Origin of the sequence: Acinetobacter sp. 243_ASPC (assembly GCF_001054715.1) — a bacterium.
Lineage (GTDB): Bacteria > Pseudomonadota > Gammaproteobacteria > Pseudomonadales > Moraxellaceae > Acinetobacter > Acinetobacter soli.
Genome location: NZ_JVOR01000095.1, coordinates 112,590 through 133,454, shown reverse-complemented (window position 1 = coordinate 133,454; position 20,865 = coordinate 112,590). Strand labels below are relative to the sequence as shown.

17 protein-coding genes are annotated in these 20,865 nt (G+C 44.8%); 14 read left to right on the top strand and 3 right to left on the bottom strand.

Annotated features, from left to right (window positions below):
* The first annotated feature begins 1,299 nt into the window (after nt 1-1,299).
* The 5 genes from edd (at nt 1,300) to ADA42_RS12730 (ending at nt 7,635) form a co-directional block, all read left to right on the top strand.
* Entirely contained in the window at nt 1,300-3,147 is a 1,848-nt protein-coding gene (edd, locus tag ADA42_RS12750) for a phosphogluconate dehydratase (RefSeq protein ID WP_048765623.1), read from the top strand.
* A gap of 32 nt (nt 3,148-3,179) precedes the next feature.
* On the top strand, nt 3,180-3,809 hold the full coding sequence (eda, locus tag ADA42_RS12745) for a bifunctional 4-hydroxy-2-oxoglutarate aldolase/2-dehydro-3-deoxy-phosphogluconate aldolase (protein ID WP_004943699.1): 630 nt from the start codon (nt 3,180-3,182) through the stop codon (nt 3,807-3,809).
* Nucleotides 3,810-3,972: 163 nt separating this feature from the next.
* Entirely contained in the window at nt 3,973-5,331 is a 1,359-nt protein-coding gene (locus ADA42_RS12740; protein WP_004932875.1) for a gluconate:H+ symporter, read from the top strand.
* 16 nt (nt 5,332-5,347) lie between these two features.
* Nucleotides 5,348-5,860, top strand: coding sequence for a gluconokinase (locus tag ADA42_RS12735; RefSeq protein ID WP_004932877.1), 513 nt, complete (start codon nt 5,348-5,350; stop codon nt 5,858-5,860).
* Between the two features lie 149 nt (nt 5,861-6,009).
* The gene (locus ADA42_RS12730; RefSeq protein ID WP_048765621.1) at nt 6,010-7,635 is read left to right on the top strand and encodes an NADP-dependent glyceraldehyde-3-phosphate dehydrogenase; all 1,626 of its coding nucleotides are present in this window, start codon (nt 6,010-6,012) and stop codon (nt 7,633-7,635) included.
* Nucleotides 7,636-7,756: 121 nt separating this feature from the next.
* On the opposite strand, the gene ADA42_RS12725 is transcribed toward ADA42_RS12730, so the two are convergent.
* Nucleotides 7,757-9,022, bottom strand: a complete 1,266-nt coding sequence (locus ADA42_RS12725; protein WP_004932889.1) for a glutamate-5-semialdehyde dehydrogenase — start codon at nt 9,020-9,022, stop codon at nt 7,757-7,759.
* A 306-nt stretch (nt 9,023-9,328) separates the two neighbouring features.
* Between ADA42_RS12725 and ADA42_RS12720 the strand changes: the two genes are divergently transcribed.
* Complete coding sequence (locus ADA42_RS12720) at nt 9,329-10,663, top strand: alpha/beta fold hydrolase (RefSeq protein WP_048765618.1); 1,335 nt, start codon at nt 9,329-9,331, stop codon at nt 10,661-10,663.
* Here the strand turns inward: ADA42_RS12720 and ADA42_RS12715 are convergent.
* Nucleotides 10,660-11,517 carry a class I SAM-dependent methyltransferase gene (locus tag ADA42_RS12715; RefSeq protein WP_048765616.1) on the bottom strand — a complete coding sequence of 286 codons (858 nt, stop codon included), beginning with the start codon at nt 11,515-11,517 and terminating at the stop codon, nt 10,660-10,662. The genes ADA42_RS12720 and ADA42_RS12715 overlap by 4 nt on opposite strands.
* A gap of 108 nt (nt 11,518-11,625) precedes the next feature.
* Nucleotides 11,626-12,645 (bottom strand): beta-N-acetylhexosaminidase, encoded by a 1,020-nt coding sequence (gene nagZ / locus ADA42_RS12710; protein ID WP_048765613.1) that lies wholly within the window; start codon nt 12,643-12,645, stop codon nt 11,626-11,628.
* Between the two features lie 232 nt (nt 12,646-12,877).
* On the opposite strand from nagZ, the gene ADA42_RS12705 reads away from it, so the two are divergent.
* The 8 genes from ADA42_RS12705 to ADA42_RS12670 all read left to right on the top strand — a co-directional run bounded on the left by ADA42_RS12705 (nt 12,878) and on the right by ADA42_RS12670 (nt 20,851).
* Nucleotides 12,878-15,061: a carboxy terminal-processing peptidase gene (locus ADA42_RS12705; protein ID WP_048765611.1), complete on the top strand. Its 2,184-nt coding sequence runs from the start codon at nt 12,878-12,880 to the stop codon at nt 15,059-15,061.
* Nucleotides 15,062-15,221: 160 nt separating this feature from the next.
* Nucleotides 15,222-16,505, top strand: coding sequence for a glycosyltransferase family 4 protein (locus tag ADA42_RS12700; RefSeq protein WP_048765609.1), 1,284 nt, complete (start codon nt 15,222-15,224; stop codon nt 16,503-16,505).
* A gap of 25 nt (nt 16,506-16,530) precedes the next feature.
* Nucleotides 16,531-17,082: a phosphatase PAP2 family protein gene (locus tag ADA42_RS12695; protein ID WP_004943680.1), complete on the top strand. Its 552-nt coding sequence runs from the start codon at nt 16,531-16,533 to the stop codon at nt 17,080-17,082.
* Nucleotides 17,083-17,153: 71 nt separating this feature from the next.
* On the top strand, nt 17,154-17,354 hold the full coding sequence (iscX, locus tag ADA42_RS12690; protein ID WP_004932909.1) for a Fe-S cluster assembly protein IscX: 201 nt from the start codon (nt 17,154-17,156) through the stop codon (nt 17,352-17,354).
* Nucleotides 17,355-17,462: 108 nt separating this feature from the next.
* Nucleotides 17,463-17,894, top strand: coding sequence for a nucleoside-diphosphate kinase (ndk, locus tag ADA42_RS12685; protein WP_004932912.1), 432 nt, complete (start codon nt 17,463-17,465; stop codon nt 17,892-17,894).
* A gap of 121 nt (nt 17,895-18,015) precedes the next feature.
* Nucleotides 18,016-19,260 carry a 23S rRNA (adenine(2503)-C(2))-methyltransferase RlmN gene (gene rlmN / locus ADA42_RS12680; RefSeq protein ID WP_004932914.1) on the top strand — a complete coding sequence of 415 codons (1,245 nt, stop codon included), beginning with the start codon at nt 18,016-18,018 and terminating at the stop codon, nt 19,258-19,260.
* A 59-nt stretch (nt 19,261-19,319) separates the two neighbouring features.
* Nucleotides 19,320-20,078 (top strand): type IV pilus biogenesis/stability protein PilW, encoded by a 759-nt coding sequence (gene pilW, locus ADA42_RS12675; protein ID WP_048765607.1) that lies wholly within the window; start codon nt 19,320-19,322, stop codon nt 20,076-20,078.
* The gene (locus tag ADA42_RS12670; RefSeq protein WP_004932919.1) at nt 20,069-20,851 is read left to right on the top strand and encodes a helix-turn-helix domain-containing protein; all 783 of its coding nucleotides are present in this window, start codon (nt 20,069-20,071) and stop codon (nt 20,849-20,851) included. Before pilW ends, ADA42_RS12670 begins: the two co-directional genes overlap by 10 nt.
* Nucleotides 20,852-20,865: the final 14 nt, after the last annotated feature.

The following is a 20,865-nucleotide window of genomic DNA, read 5'->3' as shown; positions in this document are numbered from 1 at the left end:
AGGTTAGCGCATACTTAATGTTTTAACATGTGTTGTTTTTATGTCCAAGATAGACTTTAGCAGATTAGACTTAAGCACTATCGACGATTAAACAATTTATAGCCTACTGCCAAGCACCAATCACACTGGCATTGAAAAAAGAGCACGATATTGGTTGTAAGGAATTGCACCACGCACAAGATCCATGCCGAGCTTTGATCATAGCGAATTAGACTGTCTGTCAGCTAAATGATTGATGAAAATCGTGTGATCTGGAACTCTATAGGGGCGAACCTCCTGTATAAAAATTTGGCTTTTGGTAAGATAATTTTATTTAAAAAATGGTTTAAATTTTTAAATAAATGATTAAAAATCATTATTTTAAGTTGTTTTTATTTTTTCGGATATTTGATTGATGTGAATCTAAACTGCGCGATGCAAACTATAAGCCAGCATCAATAGGGATAGATGAAGCGAAAAGAATATTCGCTGATAAAAATGAAGCATCACTAAGAAGCCATTACGAACAGAAAGGCAGTTTGGTTTTTTATAAAAATTGAAATAAATAAGCTTGGTGCCTAATTAATACACTTTAAGATTTATATATATTAAGTATTAATCACTCAGAATAATCTTCTTCAAACCATTTCTCACTAATCTTAATTTCGTCCATATTTTAATCGATGTGTTTATTTTCACAGCAGTGAATAGTTCGGTTTTTTTGTACATAAATAATTTATGGCTCATACAATTAATTTTTTAAATACCTTTAGATTTATTTGAATAAATTCTTTCCATTCAGAATATAAATAAGCTGTATTAACTTAACAAGGTATACAGATAAGTATATGTACTATTAAAATTGGTAATCATGAATTGATATAAAAAATAGAAATACTACTATTAATTTTAAAAATATAATGAAATTTTTCTATTAAATTTCTTGTATAATTAAAAGAAATAATCAAAATAAAAACATAAAAATCAAATATTTAATTTGTAATATGATTTTATTTTATACAGTCATTGGATGGTGTGTATTTAAATGTATTTCTTGGTATTGATATTGAGATAATCTTGCTGTAGTTTTAAAAACCGGTTTTGAGTGTAATGATATATAGGCTTTTTTAAGAGCTTCTGATTTTAAAAATCTAATTTCTCTATACCATTTAAAGTATGTATACGGACTGTCGAATTAGTATTCACTGAGATAGCACGTGGCTTTTTACCCCAATACTATTATTTATTTTTTCAAATGATCTTAGAATCATTTGGTTTATTTTTTTGCCAGCTTATCCGGTTGTAAAAGGAGCGCCCAGCATGGACTTGCCGAATCCGATATTAGTAAAAGTGACCGAGCGTGTGATTGCACGTAGCCAAAAAACCCGTGCTGCATACTTACAGCGTATTGAAGATGCGCAAGGCAAATTTCCTGCTCGTGGTGCGCTTTCATGTGCCAATCTGGCACATGGTTTTGCCAGCATGGACGATTCAGAAAAACTCATTATTAAAGTCGGACGCGAACCCAATATCGGCATTGTATCTTCTTATAATGAAATGCTCTCGGCGCATGCACCCTATAAATCATTTCCAGATTTAATTAAAACAGCAGCGCGAGAAAATGGCGGTGTAGCACAATTTGCTGGCGGTGTACCCGCAATGTGTGATGGCATTACGCAAGGTAATGCTGGTATGGAACTGTCGTTATTTTCTCGTGAAACGATTGCGATGAGTACTGCCATTGCGCTGTCTCACAATATGTTTGATGCGGCATTGTGTCTGGGTGTTTGCGACAAGATCGTACCGGGCTTATTGATTGGTGCGTTACAATTTGGCTATTTACCGACCATTTTTGTGCCTGCTGGCCCAATGACCAGTGGTTTGTCGAATGACGACAAGGCCAAAATCCGCCAACAGTTTGCAACAGGTGAAGTCGGGCGTGACGTGTTGTTAGAGGCTGAGTCTGCTGCTTACCATGGTCAAGGGACCTGTACATTTTACGGTACCGCGAACAGCAACCAAATGCTGATGGAAGTGATGGGCTTGCATTTGCCGAGTGCGGCATTTGTTCATCCTCATACGCCGTTGCGCGATGCGCTGACGGCAGAAGCAGCAATTCGTGTGCTCGATTTAACTGTTGAACGCGGCAACTATACGCCAATTGGCCATGTTGTAGATGAAAAATCAATTATCAATGGCATTGTGGCCTTACTGGCCACAGGTGGATCAACCAACCATACCTTGCATCTGATTGCCATTGCCCGTGCGGCAGGCGTTTTAATTGACTGGGATGACTTCGATGAGTTGTCTGCTGTTGTGCCATTGCTTGCGAAGATTTATCCAAATGGCAAGGCCGATGTCAATCACTTCCAAGCTGCCGGTGGTGTTGCCTTCCTCATTCGTAATTTGCTTGAGGCTGGGTTGTTGCACAACGATGTCAACACGGTAGCTGGTAAAGGTTTGCAGCACTATACCAAAGAGCCAAAACTTATAGACGGTAAGCTGACTTGGGTGGATGCAGTCGCGCAAAGTTTAGATGAAAAAGTATTGCGTAGCATTGATGCGCCGTTTCAGCCTGATGGTGGTTTGCGTTTAATGCAGGGCCGCTTAGGTCGGGGTGTGATCAAGATTTCTGCGGTTGCACCAGAGCACCGTAAAGTCAAAGCGCCTGCCATTGTGTTTGATTCACAAGAGGCGGTGCAAGCTGCATTTGATCGTGGTGAGTTGCATCGTGATTTTATCGCAGTGGTTCGCTTTCAAGGTGCACGCGCCAACGGAATGCCAGAACTACATCGTTTAACACCTTTGCTGGGTGTATTACAAGATCAGGGTTTTCATGTTGCTTTGGTCACCGATGGGCGCATGTCGGGTGCATCGGGCAAAGTTCCAGCCGTGATTCATCTGTCTCCAGAAGCCTTACTCAATGGTCCGATTGCCAAGGTACAAACCGGCGATATGCTGATCATCGATGCCGAGGCTGGCGTACTTGATGTGGAGCTTGATGAGGAGGTTTGGCAATCACGTCCTGTTGCACAGCCAGCGCATCAGGCTGAAAACGAAGTTGGTTTTGGTCGTGAGTTATTTGGTGTATTTCGCTCGGCGGCCGCACCTGCCGAGCATGGTGCTTCTGTATTTGGTGCCTTGGTCGGCGAAGACGTTCAAGTTTAACGTTGAAGAATAAAGAATAGGAACAAAAAATCATGATCAAGATGGAAGATGTTGTTCAGTTAGGCCCTGTGATTCCAGTACTGGCATTTGATTCGGCGGAACAAGGTGAGCATGTATCTCGTGCATTGCATGCTGGCGGTGTGAAAGTGCTTGAAATCACCTTGCGCACGGCTGCCGGGTTGGCTGCAATCGAGCGGGCAAGTCAGTTGGCTGATGACATTGTGGTTGGTGTCGGTACCATCACCAAACCGGAACACTGCGCCCAAGCCAAAAAGGCAGGTGCACAATTTGGTGTGTCGCCGGGTTTGACTAAAGACTTGCATCTGGCAGCACAAGACGCCGGTTTGCCGCTATTACCTGGTGTGATGACGCCAAGCGATTTGATTCAGGCGATTGAGCTCGGCTATGACATGGTTAAGTTTTTCCCAGCCCAGCAAGCGGGTGGTGTGGCAATGCTTCAGGCATTTTATGGCCCATTTCCAAATTTACGCTTTTGTCCAACCGGTGGCATCACAGTTGAGACCGCTCCAGATTTCTTAAAGCAACCGAATGTTGTGTGTGTGGGTGGCTCGTGGTTAACACCTAAAAAGGTAGTAGCGGCGCAAGACTGGGCTGAAATTACGCGTTTGGCGCAAGCCGCAAGTCAGTTACGTACTGAATAAGCATCAATTTTAATTAGTTTTTAGATATTGCATGAACGTGATCATCTGATATTGATCATACTTAAAGATAAAAAATAGTGTCTCAGTCGCAGGAAATTAATCGATTGAAGACACTCGTTTGGGTGGTTTGCTCAAATTGAATTAAATCAAGGAGAAGTGTCACATGGAGACCGTACAGGGTGGCATGTTACTTATTTACACCATAGTTGCGATTATTGCCTTAGTGGTCATGATCGCGAAGTTCAGAATTTACCCGTTTCTGGTGCTGATTATTGTTTCACTCGGTTTGGCCTTAGCTGTTGGTATGCCAATGGGTGACATTGTTAAATCATATGAAGCTGGTACTGGTAAAACTTTGGGCCACCTTGCGATCGTGATCGCACTCGGTACCATGCTCGGTAAGATGATGGCCGAGTCGGGCGGTGCAGAACGCATTGCGATTACACTGATTCAATGGTTTGGCGAGAAAAATATCCATTGGGCCATGATGGTGATTGGTCTTGTGGTGGGTTTACCTGTGTTTTTTGAAGTCGGATTTGTACTGCTCATTCCGATTGTTTTTAATATTGCCAAGCGTACGGGTAAGTCGTTACTGATTGTGGGTTTACCTATGCTGGCAGGCTTATCTGTGGTGCATGGCTTGATTCCGCCACATCCAGCAGCACTACTCGCGGTGCAGGCCTACAATGCTGATATTGGCAAAACCATTGCTTATGCACTTTTAGTCGGTGTGCCTACCGCGATTGTTGCGGGGCCTGTGTATGCGCTCTGGATCAACAAATATGTCAAATTGCCTGAACATAACCCTTTGGCTCAGCAGTTTATTGATGCAGACAGCAACAGAACACGGGAATTACCAAGCTTTGGTATCACGATCTTCACCATTATGTTGCCTGTGGCGTTGATGCTGGTAGGTAGCTGGGCGGATCTATTTTTTGCACCTAAAACTTTTGCCAACGATTTGCTGCGTTTTATTGGAACCTCTGATATTGCATTATTAATTGCAGTATTGGTGAGCTTTATTACCTTTGGCACCATGCAAGGTTTCACCCGCGTACAAATTGAAAAATTCTGTGGCGGCTGTTTGGCTTCGATTGCCGGCATTATGTTGATCGTTGGCGCGGGTGGTGGTTTTGGTGGCATTTTGCGTGATAGCGGGATTTCGAATGAAATTGTCTCTACAGCATTAAAAGCAAATTTATCACCATTACTCTTAGGCTGGTTTGTTGCAGCCTTGATTCGTCTGGCAACGGGTTCCGCTACTGTTGCAATGGCGACAGCCTGCGGTATTGTCGCGCCGATTGCGGCCACAGCGGGCGTTGAAGTTAGACCGGAACTGTTGGTTCTTGCTACAGGTTCAGGCTCATTGGTGTTTTCACATGTCAATGATGCAGGCTTTTGGCTGATCAAAGAATATTTCGGTATGACGGTGGGGCAGACACTTAAAACTTGGTCTGTATTGGAAACCATTATTTCGGTGTTGGGTTTGGCTTTTACGCTGTTACTCAGCGTCCTCATATAGTTAAAGGTGAATCGCCATGATTGTGATCGCAATGGGTGTCTGTGGAACAGGTAAGTCGTTAATTGGCAAGTTATTGTCCGAGCGGTTGTCTTGTGATTTTCTTGATGGCGATACGCTGCATTCGGCTGCCAATAAAAGCAAGATGAGCCAAGGGATTCCGCTCACCGATGAAGATCGGTTGCCGTGGTTACACGCCATTCGTCAGGCAATCGAGCAAAAACAGCAGATGGGCCAGACCGCAGTGTTTACTTGTTCTTCGCTTAAACATGCATATCGCGAGATCTTGCGCGCGAATGATCAAGATGTGCGGTTCGTCTATTTAAAAGGTTCGTTCGAGGTTTTGCAAAAGCGACTTGCTGAACGAGCGGATCACTTCTTTGATCCATCGTTGTTGCAAACCCAGCTAGATACACTCGAAGAGCCGAGTGTCGGTGAAGCGATTGTTGTGGATATCACGCTTTCACCGAGACAAATTATCGAACAAGTGACCCAAAAATTAGGCATAAGCAACAGTGTCTGTCGCGGGTAGTAGTTTTTAGAAATATGCAATTCTCGAAGGCTTGTGACCCCTATGGTACAAGCCAAGATCCATACCAGCTGCAATGCTGGTATTTACAGGAGCTAAATCTGACCGTTATTGATCAGGTTTAGACATATAATTAATTGGAGATAACAACAATGGGCTTATCAAATCATTTGCAGCAGAAGTTCCCTACAGTAGACGGCGTTCCTGAAAATATGCGTCTACCTCAGATTCATCAACGTGTTTCACTGGTCGATGGTGAACTCAAGACATGGGCAGGAGCAACCAAGACCACATTGTCTCCGATCTGGACACAGCAGCCAGATGGCAGCCTACAGCAAGTTGAGCTAGGTAGCTATCCGTTAATGGGTGAAAAAGAAAGTGATGAAGCACTAGACGCAGCCGTACGTGCTTACAGCAATGGCCGTGGTGAATGGCCAATGATGAAAGTGGCCGAGCGCATTGTGTGCATGCAAAACTTCATTCAGCGTATGGTGAAACAGCGTGACTTGATTGTGAAGCTGATCATGTGGGAGATTGGCAAAAGCTTGGCAGATTCTGAAAAAGAATTTGATCGTACTGTGACCTACATGCGTCAGACCATTGATGCCTTAAAAGATCTGGACAACGCCAACTCACGTTTTGTGATGGCCGAAGGAACCATCGGGCAGATCCGTCGTACGCCATTGGGTGTTGTGTTGTGTATGGGACCATACAACTATCCGCTCAATGAAACCTTTGCAACCTTGATTCCGGCTATGCTGATGGGTAACACCATTGTATTTAAGCCACCTCAATTTGGTACTTTATTGTTCGAACCACTGTTAGAGGCATTTCGTGATTCATTCCCGAAAGGCGTGATCAATACCATCTATGCGCCTGGCTCATTGGTGGTTCCTCATTTGCTGGCATCGGGTAAAATCAATGTGCTGGCTTTAATTGGTTCGAGTAAAGTTGCAGATTACTTGAAAAAACAACATCCAAAATCACATCGTCTACGCTCAATTTTAGGACTAGATGCCAAAAATGCAGCGATTATTTTGCCAGATGCAGATTTAGACCTGACAGTGAAAGAGTGCTTGCTCGGAGCATTGTCGTTTAATGGTCAGCGTTGTACGGCGCTTAAAATGTTGATGGTACATCGCTCGATTGCCGATGAATTTGCACAGCGTTTAACGGCTGAACTAGGCAAGCTTAAAGTCGGTATGCCATGGGAACCAGGTGTATTTATTACGCCATTACCAGGTATGCATCGCACAGCCTATATGTCCGAAGTGATCGAAGATGCTGAAGCCAAAGGGGCGAAGGTAATCAATCCAGAGGGCGGCGAGCACTGTAAAACCATGTTCTATCCGGCCGTGGTGTATCCAGTGACAGAAGAGATGCGACTGTATCGTGAAGAGCAATTTGGTCCAGTTGTGCCGATCTGTGTGTATGATGATGTTGAAACAGTACTGGACTATGTCACAACTTCTGATCACGGTCAGCAGGTGAGTATTTTTGGTAGTGATCCTGAGCAGATTGGTCATTTGGTCGATCCATTGGTGCATCAGGTTTGCCGTGTCAATATTAACAGCCAGTGTCAGCGTGGTCCGGATGTATTCCCGTTTGGCGGCCGTAAAGATTCTGCGGAAGGAACCTTGTCTGTGCATGATGCCTTGCGTGCCTTCTCTATCCGCTCAATGATTGCAACCAAACAAACCGACGACAATAAAGGCATGTTGGCTTCTATGGTGTCTGAGCATTACTCGAAGTTTGTAAATACCGACTTTATTTTCTAAGCACTAAATATAAAAAACCAGCCTGAGGGCTGGTTTTTTTATTTAAACATTTAAAGATAAAAATAAAAGCGCCTGAGATTGATCAGACGCTTTGATTGAAAGTTATAAATGGTTTATAGGCTTAATGGCGAATTTGACCATCGCCAAACACAATCCATTTTTGTGAGGTTAATCCTTCCAAACCAACCGGACCACGTGCGTGAATTTTATCTGTCGAGATACCAATTTCAGCACCTAAACCATATTCAAATCCGTCGGCAAAGCGTGTAGAGGCATTGATCATCACTGAGCTTGAATCGACTTCGGCCAGAAACTTACGGACTTTACTGTAATTTTCGGTCACGATGGCATCGGTATGATGCGAGCCATATTTATTAATGTGTTCAATGGCTTCATCAATATTGGCAACCACTTTAATGGCCAAGATAGGGGCCAAATATTCGGTATACCAGTCTTCTTCAGTCGCTGTTTTTACACCGCTACCGAGGATTTTACGCGTTGCATGACAGCCGCGCAGCTCGACATGTTTTTCTGCATATAGTTCGGCAATGCCAGGCAAGAATTCTTCGGCAATTTCCTCATGAACCAGTAAGGTTTCCATGGCATTACATACGCCATAACGATGTGTTTTGGCATTGAGTGCGATGGGTAAGGCTTTATGCAAATCAGCTTCAACATCCACAAACACATGACAATTGCCATCGAGATGCTTGATGACTGGAATACGGGCCTCGTTGGTGATGCGTTCGATCAGGCTTTTTCCACCACGTGGCACAATCACATCTACATATTCAGACATGGTAATGAGTTGACCTACGGCTGCGCGGTCAGTGGTTTCAATCACCTGAATGGCTGCTTCTGGTAGGCCCGCACGTTTGAGACCGTGCTGGATGGCTGCTGCAATGGCTTTATTCGATTCAAAAGCCTCAGAGCCGCCACGCAAAATAATCGCATTACCCGATTTTAGGGCTAGTGCAGCAGCTTCTAGTGTCACGTTAGGACGAGACTCATAAATCATGCCCACTACACCAAGCGGAACACGCATCTTGCCAATTTGAATACCAGATGGACGATAGGCCAGATCGGTAATTTCGCCAATGGGGTCGACCAATGCGATGACATCGTTTAAGCCTTGCAGCATTCCTTTAAAGCGTGTGGGGGTAAGTTCCAATCGATCCAGTAATGCGCTGTCAAGATGCTGTTCTTGGCCTTTTTTCATATCAATGGCATTGGCCGCAAGAATCTCGTTCTGACGGTCTGCCAAAGCTGTATAAATCGACGACAGTGCATGGTTTTTGACGGACGTAGATGCGCTTGAGAGCAGTCGAGATGCACGACGTGCCTGCTGACCTACTGTCTGCATATAATGTTCAATTGAATCTTGCATACGCTTTCAAAGAATTATTCTTGGACTTTCCATAGTAACAGGCAATTTACAAACAATGAATGCTTGCGATGCAAAAAGCGTGCATAAAAAGCGCGCGATATATTTTGTAATCTATTTGAAAATGAATCTGGATAAGTGGCGGTGAAATGTATTGCTTAAAAATCCTGCATCTGTATAGAATGAAAACACGGTCACTTAACTCTTTTTTTTAGTGAAATAACAGCGTTATCTGTAAAACTCAAATTTTAATGAATGGTTGAACATAGCTTGTAGAAATAAAAATCCAATGCAAGCAGGAGGGAGAACATGAATTCCATTATCCGCATGGATGAGGATGTTCATCGTGAAGGGATGTCATCAGGTTTTTTTGATTTATACCACCGAGATAGCTTTAAACAGCCAGCAAGAGAAACTTGGATCGCAGGCTGGAAAGTCGAATACATGGCGATTGCCACACCAGAAACCGCGCATCAAACGCCGATTTTAATTGTTGGCGGTGCCTTTCAAAACTTTAACTCCTATAAATATTGTGTCGAACAGTTATTCCAGTGCGGCCCTGTGATTTTAATCGATCTGCCATCGATGGGCGCAAATCAGCAAATTACCAACCGTGACAGCGGTGTATCGGCGGCAACCTTGGAGCTGCCTGATCTGGCGCGAATTCTTGTACAGTGGCTTGAACAGGTTCAACTGAGTAAAATTTCGGTCATGGGAATGTCTTTGGGCTCGGTGATCGCTTCTTGCTTTGCAGACTTACGCCCCGATATGGTCGAGCGCTTGGTGCTGATGGGAGTTATGCAAAAAACGCGAAAAAGCTGGCGCATGATTTTGGAAGAGTCGCTCAAACTCATGCAAGAAGACCGTATGTCTGAATTTGGTCAGGCGGTGATTTTATATTTGGTCAATCATGCCAAGCTAGATCAGACCCGAATGTCACCTACAGCAAAACGTTTGTTTTTTCAGCAAATGTCAGAGTTTAATGCCACTGAACGACTACGCTATCAAATCAACTGTGAGCGTTTGCTACGTCTAACCGATGTACCCGTACCAACATGCGAAACACTGGTCGCGGCAGGGCAGTTCGATAGTTTTACCTTGCCTTATGAAAATGCCAACTTTGCACTGCAATGTCCGAATATGCAATTTGCGCTTATTGCCAATGCCGATCATGTTCCCCAGCTTCAGCGCCGTAAGGAAACCATGCGTCTGTTTGAGGCATTTTTAAGTGGTCGTTCAATTCATCAGTTAGACGGAATTTTACCGATGACTCGCGATCAGATGCAGATGATGGAGCGTCGCGGTGAAATTCGCATTCAGGTTAATCCGTCTAAAACGAAGCTGACCCATCGATTACACGATCATTCGATTAATGTGCAAATTGTCGATCTGAGTTTTTTTGGGGTATTTTTTCGATTAGAGCAGTTGACGGATTTAAATGCAGTCAATGATGCACCTCGTGATTTGGCACTGCATTTACATGATGACGAAGGAGGCTTCCAGATTGAATGTTTGATCTTTGAAGCTGAAGCCTCTGGAGTTAGAGCGATCTTCAAACATGGTAGTTTCACGCTTGCCGATCGCTTATTGCGTTATGTCGAGCGTCAAAAGCAATGTCAGCAGCACTTTGCAGCGGTCGTCTAGAATTGCGCCAAGTGTTGTGCATGGACCATCCAGACCAAATCACCTAAATGTGCGTGTTGTTCTGGATTCACTGAATTAAATGATTGAGATAATTGTGCAGGTTGAAGAATTTGAACCTGCGCAAATCCGTGCTGATTAAAAAAGCGCTGAATTTCTTGCGGTGTAGTGAAGTGAAAACTGAATGCACTGCGTGACACCCATTTAAGAAGCTTACTGCTATGCCAAATTACAGCAGCCAGTTTGTTTTGTGTAGGCTCGGGATACCAGTCGGTCAAATAATGTAATTGTTTAAATTCATGACCATGGGTCGAGAGTGCATCTAATAATTCGCCCAGCAGGGCTTTGCTAAAATAATTGATCAATCCTTCACTGATAATCACCAACGGTTTTTTAGGATCGAAAAGTTCAAATACTGTTGCAAAATCAGGTGTAAACAGATCCACCGATAATACATCCGGACTATTTGGGTCGAGTTGTTTAAGAGCTGCCTGTTTGACAGCTGCCATATCTGGTAAATCCAGTTCGCGAAACTCAATATTCGGATATTGCTGCCTAAACCGCCAGCCACGCGGTGATAGGCCACAAGCAATTTCAAGTACTTGAAGGTCTGGATGTTGTGCAATCAGCGCTTCAAGTGTCTGATCCAGCATTTGATGGCGTTGTTTGAGTGTGCTGCGCATGCTGCCGCCCACAAATTTTTCTGCCCAAGTTTCCAGTGGGTGCGCCAAAGAGACCAGCGATCGACCTTTACGGGTGGCAAACACCTGATGTGAAATACCCATTTTGTACCAAATGTAACCGGTATAATGTGCGGTAAACGAAATATGTCGATGTTTGGAAAGAGATGGCTTCATATCGTCCTGACTCATTTTTATTTTAATCGTTGTGTTTTGCTTCTCGCGTTTTACCAGAAGCTGCGTACAGCTTCTGGTTTAGATTAGATCCTTGCTACTCTATGCAAGTTAAAATGAATTTTTAAACGCTTCAATAGCATTTTTAGTCGTTTGCCATGTTTCTCCGAGCGATAATGCACTTGAAATTTTCAGTTCAGGGCATTGACCACGCATGCGGCTTAAACGATCTTGATTAGGAAGTGCATAAGTGGAAATGGCATCCAGCGCCAAACATGCTGCTGCGCGATCATTACAGACTAGTCCCATATCACAGCCTGCATCAAGTGCCGCTTTTAAGCGTGCATCTGCGCCACCAGCCACGCAAGCGGCTTGCATCGTCAAGTCATCTGAAAACAAAACGCCATCAAAACCAAGTTGCTTGCGCAGCACCTGTTGAATCCAAAACGGTGAGAAGCCAGCCGGATGTGGATCGACCTGATCATAAATCACGTGTGCAGGCATCAGGGCATCCAGTTGAGGCATCAACTGAATAAAGGTCTGCATGTCGGTCCGATAAATCTCATCGTAGTGACGCGAGTCAATCGCCGCGGCTACATGCGAATCGGCTTTGACCGAGCCGTGTCCCGGAAAATGTTTTCCTGTGGTCGCCATGCCTGCTTGTTTCATTCCACGCATAAAGGCCGCGGCAAGCACGGTAATATCATGCGGATTGTTGGCAAAGCTCCGATCGCCAATCACATCACTGATGGCATTGATATCAAGTACTGGCGCGAAACTAAAGTCGATTCCGACAGCCAGTACTTCGGTAGCCATTAGCCAGCCACATTGTTCGGCCAGAGCAACTGCCTGCTCAGGTTGCTCAAGATAATATTCACCGAATTTACCCATGGCAGGAAGTGCGGTAAAACCGGTTCTCAGGCGTTGCACACGTCCGCCTTCTTGATCCACGGCAATTAAAATGTCGGGACGAATTTGACGCATGTGATCGGTCAGGGCGCGTACTTGAGCGGGTGATTCGATGTTTCTTGAAAATAAAATCATGCCGCCGACTTGCGGAGCGCGCAAGAGTTCAATATCTTCTTGAGTAAGCTCTGTGCCAGCAATGTCGAGCATCAATGCGCCAATCATATAAGAATCCGTTTTGGGGTGTGAATTAAAGAACGATAACGGAATTTTGCAATGATTTGCTACATTTTGTCAGCACAGAATATGATAAAACTACACGACGTACACAAATTAAGTTGATTAAGATGTTGAATCGACGATAAAGATCGAAGACTCGGCGTGTGGGGTGAATTGCATTTTCAACGGCTAGGCAATCCACCCTGATAATGGAAAGCTCAGGACGTATTAAGAATTTATGAAACTTCAAGTACTCGCATGTGCAGTTGCGCTCGCAACTGGCGGTTTTTTCTTCTCCCATGCAATTAATGAGGCAATCGCCGCGACCGATACTGTTTCTGTTTCTCAGTCGATTCAACCTACCAAAGAACAAGCGCTGGTGTCGCGCCAACTCGCAACGCTGGTGGATCGTCAGCATTATCTCAACATGCGTCTGGATGCCACCACATCGAACCGCATCTTAGACATGTATCTCGATAGCCTCGATCCGGATCATTCGATTTTTCTTGCTGCTGAAGTGGCTCAATATAAGCAAAAATACGGACCGACCTTCGGTGCTGCCTTAAAAGCAGGCGATTTATCTGGTCCGTTTACCATTCATGCGCAATACCGTGAACATCTTAAAGCGTTTTACGAGTTTGTACTTAATGAGCTGAAAAAGCCGCAAAATCTCAAACAGCCAAATGTCTATATCGAGACAGACCGCGAAAAAGCACCATATTTTAAAACGGCTGCCGAGCAGCAAGATTACTGGCGTAAAATGCTGGTGTCGCAGTTGATCAACATGACCATCAGCAAAGAAGAGGATCTGGCCAAACAAAAGGCACTTAAAGACAATCCTTCACTTGCAAATGGGCAGGACTTGGCCAGTGCTGATGATTTAACCCCTGTTCAAACCTTGGTGAAACGTTACACACGTCAGTTGGAACGTTTGAAGCGGGTGAAAAGCGATGACGTGCTTGATAAGACACTCAACGCGATGATGGCGACCTATGATCCACATAGTAATTATTATCCGCCAATCGATGCCATTGAGCTCAACCGCCAGACAACGTTACAGCTTGAAGGGATTGGGGTGTCGATTCGTCCTGAACGTGGCAATGAAGATTACACCAAAATTGAAACCATTGTAGAAGGTGGTCCGGCAAGTAAGTCGGGTCAAATTAAATCTGGTGATCGTATCATTGGGGTGGCCCAAGATGGCGATAAGATGGTCGACGTGATTGGCTGGCCAAGTTCGGAAATTGTAGGGCTGATTCGCGGTAAACGCGGTACCAAAGTCACGATTCGTGTGTTGGGGCCGGGGGCGCAGATGAGTCAGGCCCGCAGTGTGACTTTGGTACGTGATGTCATTCAGGAAGAAGATGCCGGTGTGCGTTCGCGTACTGTAGAGCTGACTCGTGACGGTAAAAAGCATGTCTTCGGTGTGATTGAAATTCCATCGTTTTACTTAAATTATCGCGCCCGTCGTGCCGGTACCGAGTATCGTTCGGTCTCTGAGGATACCAACAATGCCTTGAAGTCGCTTTCTGCCAAAAATGTTGAAGGGATTATCATCGATTTACGTAATAACCCAGGTGGTTCGCTTGAAGAAGTGGCGCGTATGCTTGGGCAAGTGATTAAATCTGGTCCTGTGGTTCAAATTCGAGATGGTAACGGTAATGTCAGTGTCTTTGAAGACAACGACGGTGGCGCACAGACCTACGCAGGTCCGCTGGCGATTTTGGTGAATCTGGCGTCTGCATCGGCGAGTGAAATTTACTCTGCGGCCATACAAGACTATGAGCGTGGCGTGGTGATTGGTAGTACTACCACGGGTAAGGGAACTGCACAGGTGCAGTTAGACAGTCTGGCCTACGGTCAGGCGACCTTGACACAGCGTAAATTCTACCGCGTGACCGGTGGAAGTACCCAAAATAAAGGGGTTATTCCAGACATTAAGCTGGTGGATATTTACGATGAAGAGTTTGGTGAGCGTAAAGCCAAAAATGCATTGAAGTGGGATACCATTCCAACCGCACCATTCAAACGTGAAGGTTCAATTCAGCCTTACGTGACTAAATTGGCGCAGTTATCAACGCAACGTGTTTCGAAAGATCCGCAATTTAACTACTTGGAAACACGTAAGTCGATTGCACAAGAAACCAAAGATCAGAAACGTACTGTGCTCGATATCGACCAACGCAAGGCTGAAATTTTGGCATTAGAGAAGCAAACCCTAGATGCGGAAAATAAACGCCGTGCGGCGACAGGTTTGAAGCCTTATGCTAATTGGGAAACCTATCAGGCTTCTTTGGATGCGCTCAGTGAATCGCGTGCCAAAATGAAAGCTACGCAGCGTCCGCCGCTTCCTGAAGAAGAGGCTTTTGTGAATGAGGCGATGAATGTGTTGCTAGACTACTCAAAGCTCCAAGGAAAATAAGCCTTAACATGCTTTAAAAAACCTTCTCGCGATCAATGTATAAGGATGGTGAGGAGGTTTTTTTATAGGGTTGTCAGAAAACTGTCATATCAAGATCATGAAAGTGTCAAAGAGGCTGCTTAAACTTTGAGCTATGATAAATACGCCAATGGACGCTTGTATGTACGGTTTTCCCGCTACAACGCTACTAAAACAACAACAGATTCCAGAAAGTTTTAAATTTTATTTTAAACGTCGTTTCAATCCTTTTTCACGGGATCTGGATTGCCTGAATGAGCTGGTTCGCCCACGTTTAAAAATTGCGATCGTAACCGAAACGTGGCCGCCAGAAATCAATGGGGTGGCCATGTCTTTGCTACAGCTCTGCAAGGGCTTACAGGCACAAGGTCATAAAATTCTACTGATTCGACCACAACAAAAACGGGCTTGTACTGAATTTACGCCGCATCGTGAATGTTTGGTGCATGCACAAAAAATTCCTAAATATCCAGAGCTGCAATTCGGCTGGCCACAGTATCTGAAAGTATCTAAAGCTTTAGAAAGCTTTGCACCTGATGTGGTGCATATTGTAACGGAAGGGCCATTAGGACTCTGTGCGTTATATGCGGCGCAGGCCCGAAAAATCCCGCTTTCCAGTGGGTTTCACTCGCCGTTTCAGGATTTTAGCCGCTTTTTTGATTTGGCATTTTTACTCAAACCCATACAAAGCTATTTACGCTGGTTTCATAATCATACCCAAATGACCTGTGTGCCCAGTAAAGACACCGAGAAAGCCTTACGTGCATTTGGTGTAACCTGCCCGCTAGCGATTGTGGGGCGAGGGGTTGATCCAGATTTTTTTTCACCAAGCCATCGAAACGAATCTTTAAGGCAATCTTGGCAGGCTGCACCCGATACATGCGTGATGCTTTATGTCGGGCGTCTGTCTCCTGAAAAAGAGATTGACCTACTGATTGAAAATTATCTGGCGATGCAGCGTACCGAGCGGGTACGCCAGAAACTGGTGATTGTTGGGGATGGCCCAGACCGAGCACGATTGCAGGCACTTGATCAAAATCGTGACGTAATATTTACGGGAAGTTTAAGTGGCAGGAATCTTGCAGAAGCTTATGCAAGCGCAGATGTATTTGTGTTTGCAAGTCAGGTAGAAACCTTTGGTAATGTGGTGCTCGAAGCCATGGCCAGTGGTCTGCCTGTCGTGGCTTACGATTACGCCTGTGCGCATCAATATGTGCAACACGGTGTAACAGGATGGTTGAGCCCTGTCGGGCAACCTGCTACGTTTATTCACAACATGCGTCAGCTGCCTGCTGCTATGATGCTACGGCAAATGGGACGTCTCGCGCGGCAGCGCGTAGAACAAGATGGCTGGCAATTTCCCGTACAACAAATGGAACAAGCCTTATATCGGGTGGTCAAGGAGCCCTACATGACATCATTCTAAACGTTAAGCGTGAGGAGAACACACCATGAATTTTAAGAATGCAAAAATAAGAATACTGGACCTCGATTTAAGAGGATGTGTGTATCTAAATCATTTTTCACACTCACAGCGTGTTGCCACATTTTTTAAAGTGGTCAGCCGTTTGGGTGACGGTTCGTTTTGGTATGCTATGCTGGCGATGGTCTGGATAACAAAAGGTTTGCCTTATGGCATACAAATCGTGTACCTCGTGCTGGGCAGCTCAATTGGAACCGCGCTATACAAATTTTTGAAGCATAAAACGACCCGGCCTCGCCCTTACCAAGTGCATCAAGTGATTGTGCTGGGAGAGCGTCCGCTAGATCATTTCAGCTTTCCGTCTGGGCATACCTTACACGCGGTCATGGCAACCATCTGCTTGGGTTATGTTATGCCTGTACTCGTAACGCTCATGCTGCCGTTTACCTTGCTGGTGGCGTTATCTCGCATGATTTTGGGTTTACATTATCCAAGTGATGTGATGGTCGGCGCACTGATTGGTGCATCAATCGCTGGCATGATTATTTTTTGTGCGCCAATGTTGGGCGTTGTGCTTTGAGAAACGATTCTCTCTGTTTTATAAATTTGCTACAGTAACCAGACTTCATCTTAAACAGACAGGAACCTCGAATGGGCCTACGTTGGACAGACACCATTGATATTGCCATTGAGCTTTCAGAAGCACATCCAGAGGTCGATCCGCAATGGATTCGTTTTACCGACCTACACGCATGGGTGTGCGCCTTACCCGATTTTAATGATGATCCGCAAAAATCGACAGAAGGACTGTTAGAGGCCATCCAAATGGCCTGGATTGACGAAGTTCGATAAAAATCACAGAAAAAACCAAACTTTTACCGATTCGAAGCTGATTATTGGCCCGGACATCGGTATAATGCGGCAAATTTTTTTCACGTTTAAAGCGTATAGGAGCCACTCATGGCAATTGAACGTACTCTGTCTATTATCAAGCCAGATGCTGTAGGTAAAAATCACATTGGTGAAATCATCGCTCGTTTCGAAAAAGCAGGTTTGAAGCCAGTTGCTGTTAAATACAAGCACTTGACTCAAGCTGAAGCTGAAGGCTTCTACGCTGAGCACAAAGAACGCGGTTTCTTTGCTGACCTCGTTGCGTTCATGACTTCTGGTCCAGTGGTTGTTTCTGCGCTTGAAGGCGAAAACGCTGTACTTGCTCACCGTGAAATCTTGGGTGCAACTAACCCGAAAGAAGCGGCTCCTGGTACAATTCGTGCAGACTTTGCAACAAGCATTGACGAAAATGCTGCGCACGGTTCTGACTCAGTTGCATCTGCTGAGCGCGAAATTGCGTACTTCTTTGCTGCGGACGAAATCTTCCCGCGCACTCGCTAATTAAAAGCAATTAAACCAGATAAGTGGTATCATACTTATCTGGTTTTTTTATTCTCTCATGAAGTGATTGTTTTATTTTTAAACAATCGAATTTCATCTCTATTTTGGTTTAGGTAATCTCATGACATCTGCAGTAGGCGTTTCAGTGCCAAATACAGACGCACCGCATTCTTCATCTACATCTCAAATGGCTGTGGACAAAGACGTCGTGAAGCCGAAATTAAACCTTTTAGGGATGTCGCGTAAAGAACTCGAACAATTTTTTGAACAGATTGGCGAAAAGAAATTTCGTGCCGGTCAGATCATGAAATGGATTCATCAGTATTTTGTTACCGATTTTGCCGAAATGACTAATATTTCGGGCAAACTGCGCGCCAAACTTGAGCAAGTGTGTGAAGTCAAAGCGCCGCATGTGGTGCATCGTCATTATTCTAAAGACGGCACGCGTAAGTGGGTGTTTCGTGTGGGGGATGGTGAGGGCTCACTGGTCGAAACCGTTCTGATTCCGGCAGAAGATAAAACCGGTTCACGTAAAACCCTATGTATCTCTTCACAAGTGGGCTGTGCATTGGATTGCTCGTTTTGTTCGACGGGTAAACAAGGCTTTCAGCGTGATTTAACGCCTGATGAAATTATTGGTCAGCTTTGGGTGGCCAATCAGTCTTATGTTGAAGATGTACCCGTCGCAGAACGTACCCGTTCGGTGACCAATGTGGTGATGATGGGCATGGGCGAGCCGTTATTGAACTTCAAGCCTGTGGTTCATTCGATGTCGATCATGTTAGATGACTTTGCCTACGGTATGTCGAAGCGTCGTGTGACTTTGTCGACGTCGGGTGTCGTGCCAATGATCGATAAGTTGGCTGAAGAGTTGGATGTCGCCCTCGCGATTTCTTTACATGCGCCAAATAACGAACTGCGTGATGAGTTGGTGCCGATCAACAAAAAATATCCGCTTGAACAGCTTATTCCGGCAGCACAGCGTTATATTTCCAAAGATGGCAATGAAAGTGCACGTAAGCACGTGACCATCGAATATGTGATGCTCGATGGCGTAAACGATCATCCTGAACATGCACAGCAGATGATTAAACTGCTTAAAAATTTACCAAGTAAAATTAATTTAATTCCGTTTAATCCGTTTCCGCACGCGCCGTATGGTCGCTCAAGCCGTAATCGTATTATGGCGTTTCAAAAAGCTTTGTCTGATGCCGGTTTTGTGTGTACGATTCGACAGACACGTGGTGATGACATTGATGCGGCATGTGGCCAGTTAGTCGGGCAGGTAGCTGACCGTACACGTCGCGCCGAACAATGGAAAAAGAAAGTTGCGCAGCGACAAGAGATTATGCGCTCACAAGGATAAGCATTGGGAGTGGTAAGTTGAGTAAGGCCTATACAATTAGAAAGTCATTCGCTGCCACTATGCTGGCGGCGCTTCTTTTATCTGGATGCCAAACGACTTCAATAAAAAAAGATTCGCAAAAAGGCGCGAAAGTCCGGACTCAACTTGCAGCCGAATATATCAAAACAGGTGATCTTGATGCGGCCAAGCGTGCGCTAGATCATGCACTCAAAGTCGAACCGAGAGACAGCAATGCCAACATGATGATGGGGGTGTTGTTGCAGCAAGAGGGCAGTCGCCCAAATCTTGAAAAAGCCGATGAATATTTTGCACGTGCTGTAGCGCTGGATCCAGAGAATGCTCAGGCCAGAAACAACTATGGCGCTTATTTGTATCAGATGAAACGTTATCATGATGCAATTCAACAATTGACACGCGCCGGTAGTACATTAGGATATGACCAGCGCTATCTGGCACTGGAAAATTTAGGTCGGATTTATTTGCATCTGGGGGGTGTTTCGAATGCTGAAAAAATGTTCAAACAGGCACTTCAGGCAAACCGTGATTCAACTGTTTCAATGTTAGAGTTAGCAGAAATTTATTATTTGCAACACAAAATTCCTGCCTCGACAGAGATGTATGAACAATATGTTCGAACTGTTGGGCAGAAAAATCAGAGTGCTCGTGCACTTTGGGTGGGAATTCGCGTCGCGAGAGCGAATGCCGACCGGACTGGGGTGCAAGTATTGGTAAATCAGCTTCGTATTTTTTACCCAGATAGTCCAGAATATCAACGTTATATGCAATTACAGTACAGTACTGAGGCCGTATGGAAATAAATCCTAATTCACAGCAGCCAACTGGCTCAAGTTTACCCACTTCTGCATTAGGAAATGTACAACGTCCCGGTGAGTATTTACGTCAAATCCGTATTGCGAAAAAGCTGGAGCTCGAGCACGTTGCGGACGCGCTGAAAATGCCGGTAAAAACCTTAACGGCACTTGAAAACGATGATTATAAAGTGCTACCAGAGGCCACGTTTATCAAAGGTTATTATCGTTCGTATGCAAAGTATTTAAATGCGGATGCATCGATCATTATTCAACGTTTTGATGAAATCTATGCCAATGATACGGGCTTATTGCCGAATCATGCGCTGACCAACTCGCCGATTAAGATCATGGGTAAATTGCCGGGTTCAAACAGCGAGCGTAATCGTAAATGGTTAAAACGTAGTGTGCTGATTGTATTGGTTCTGGTTATTCTTGGACTGATTTTTACCGCCATTCAAAACTGGTCAAGTAAGAAAAATGATGCTACTGCGCCTGCGGCATCGAACGTTGAAATTTTACCGATGGGAAATGCTTCGGCAGCATCGGGCGACCAATTGGTCTTGAACTTTACCCGTCCAACCTCTATTCATATTGTAGATTCAACCGGTAAGGTTCTTGCAACAGGTCGTCAGGCATCCACACTGGAGTTGTCGGGCCAGTCACCTTTTCAGATTCGACTTGATGATGCGTCTGCTGTGTCGTTGAGTTTAAATCAAGAGCAAATTTCATTGTCGCCTTATACCGTAAACGGCAAAGCAGAATTCCGTTTATCGCGTTAAGACAGAGAAAGTAG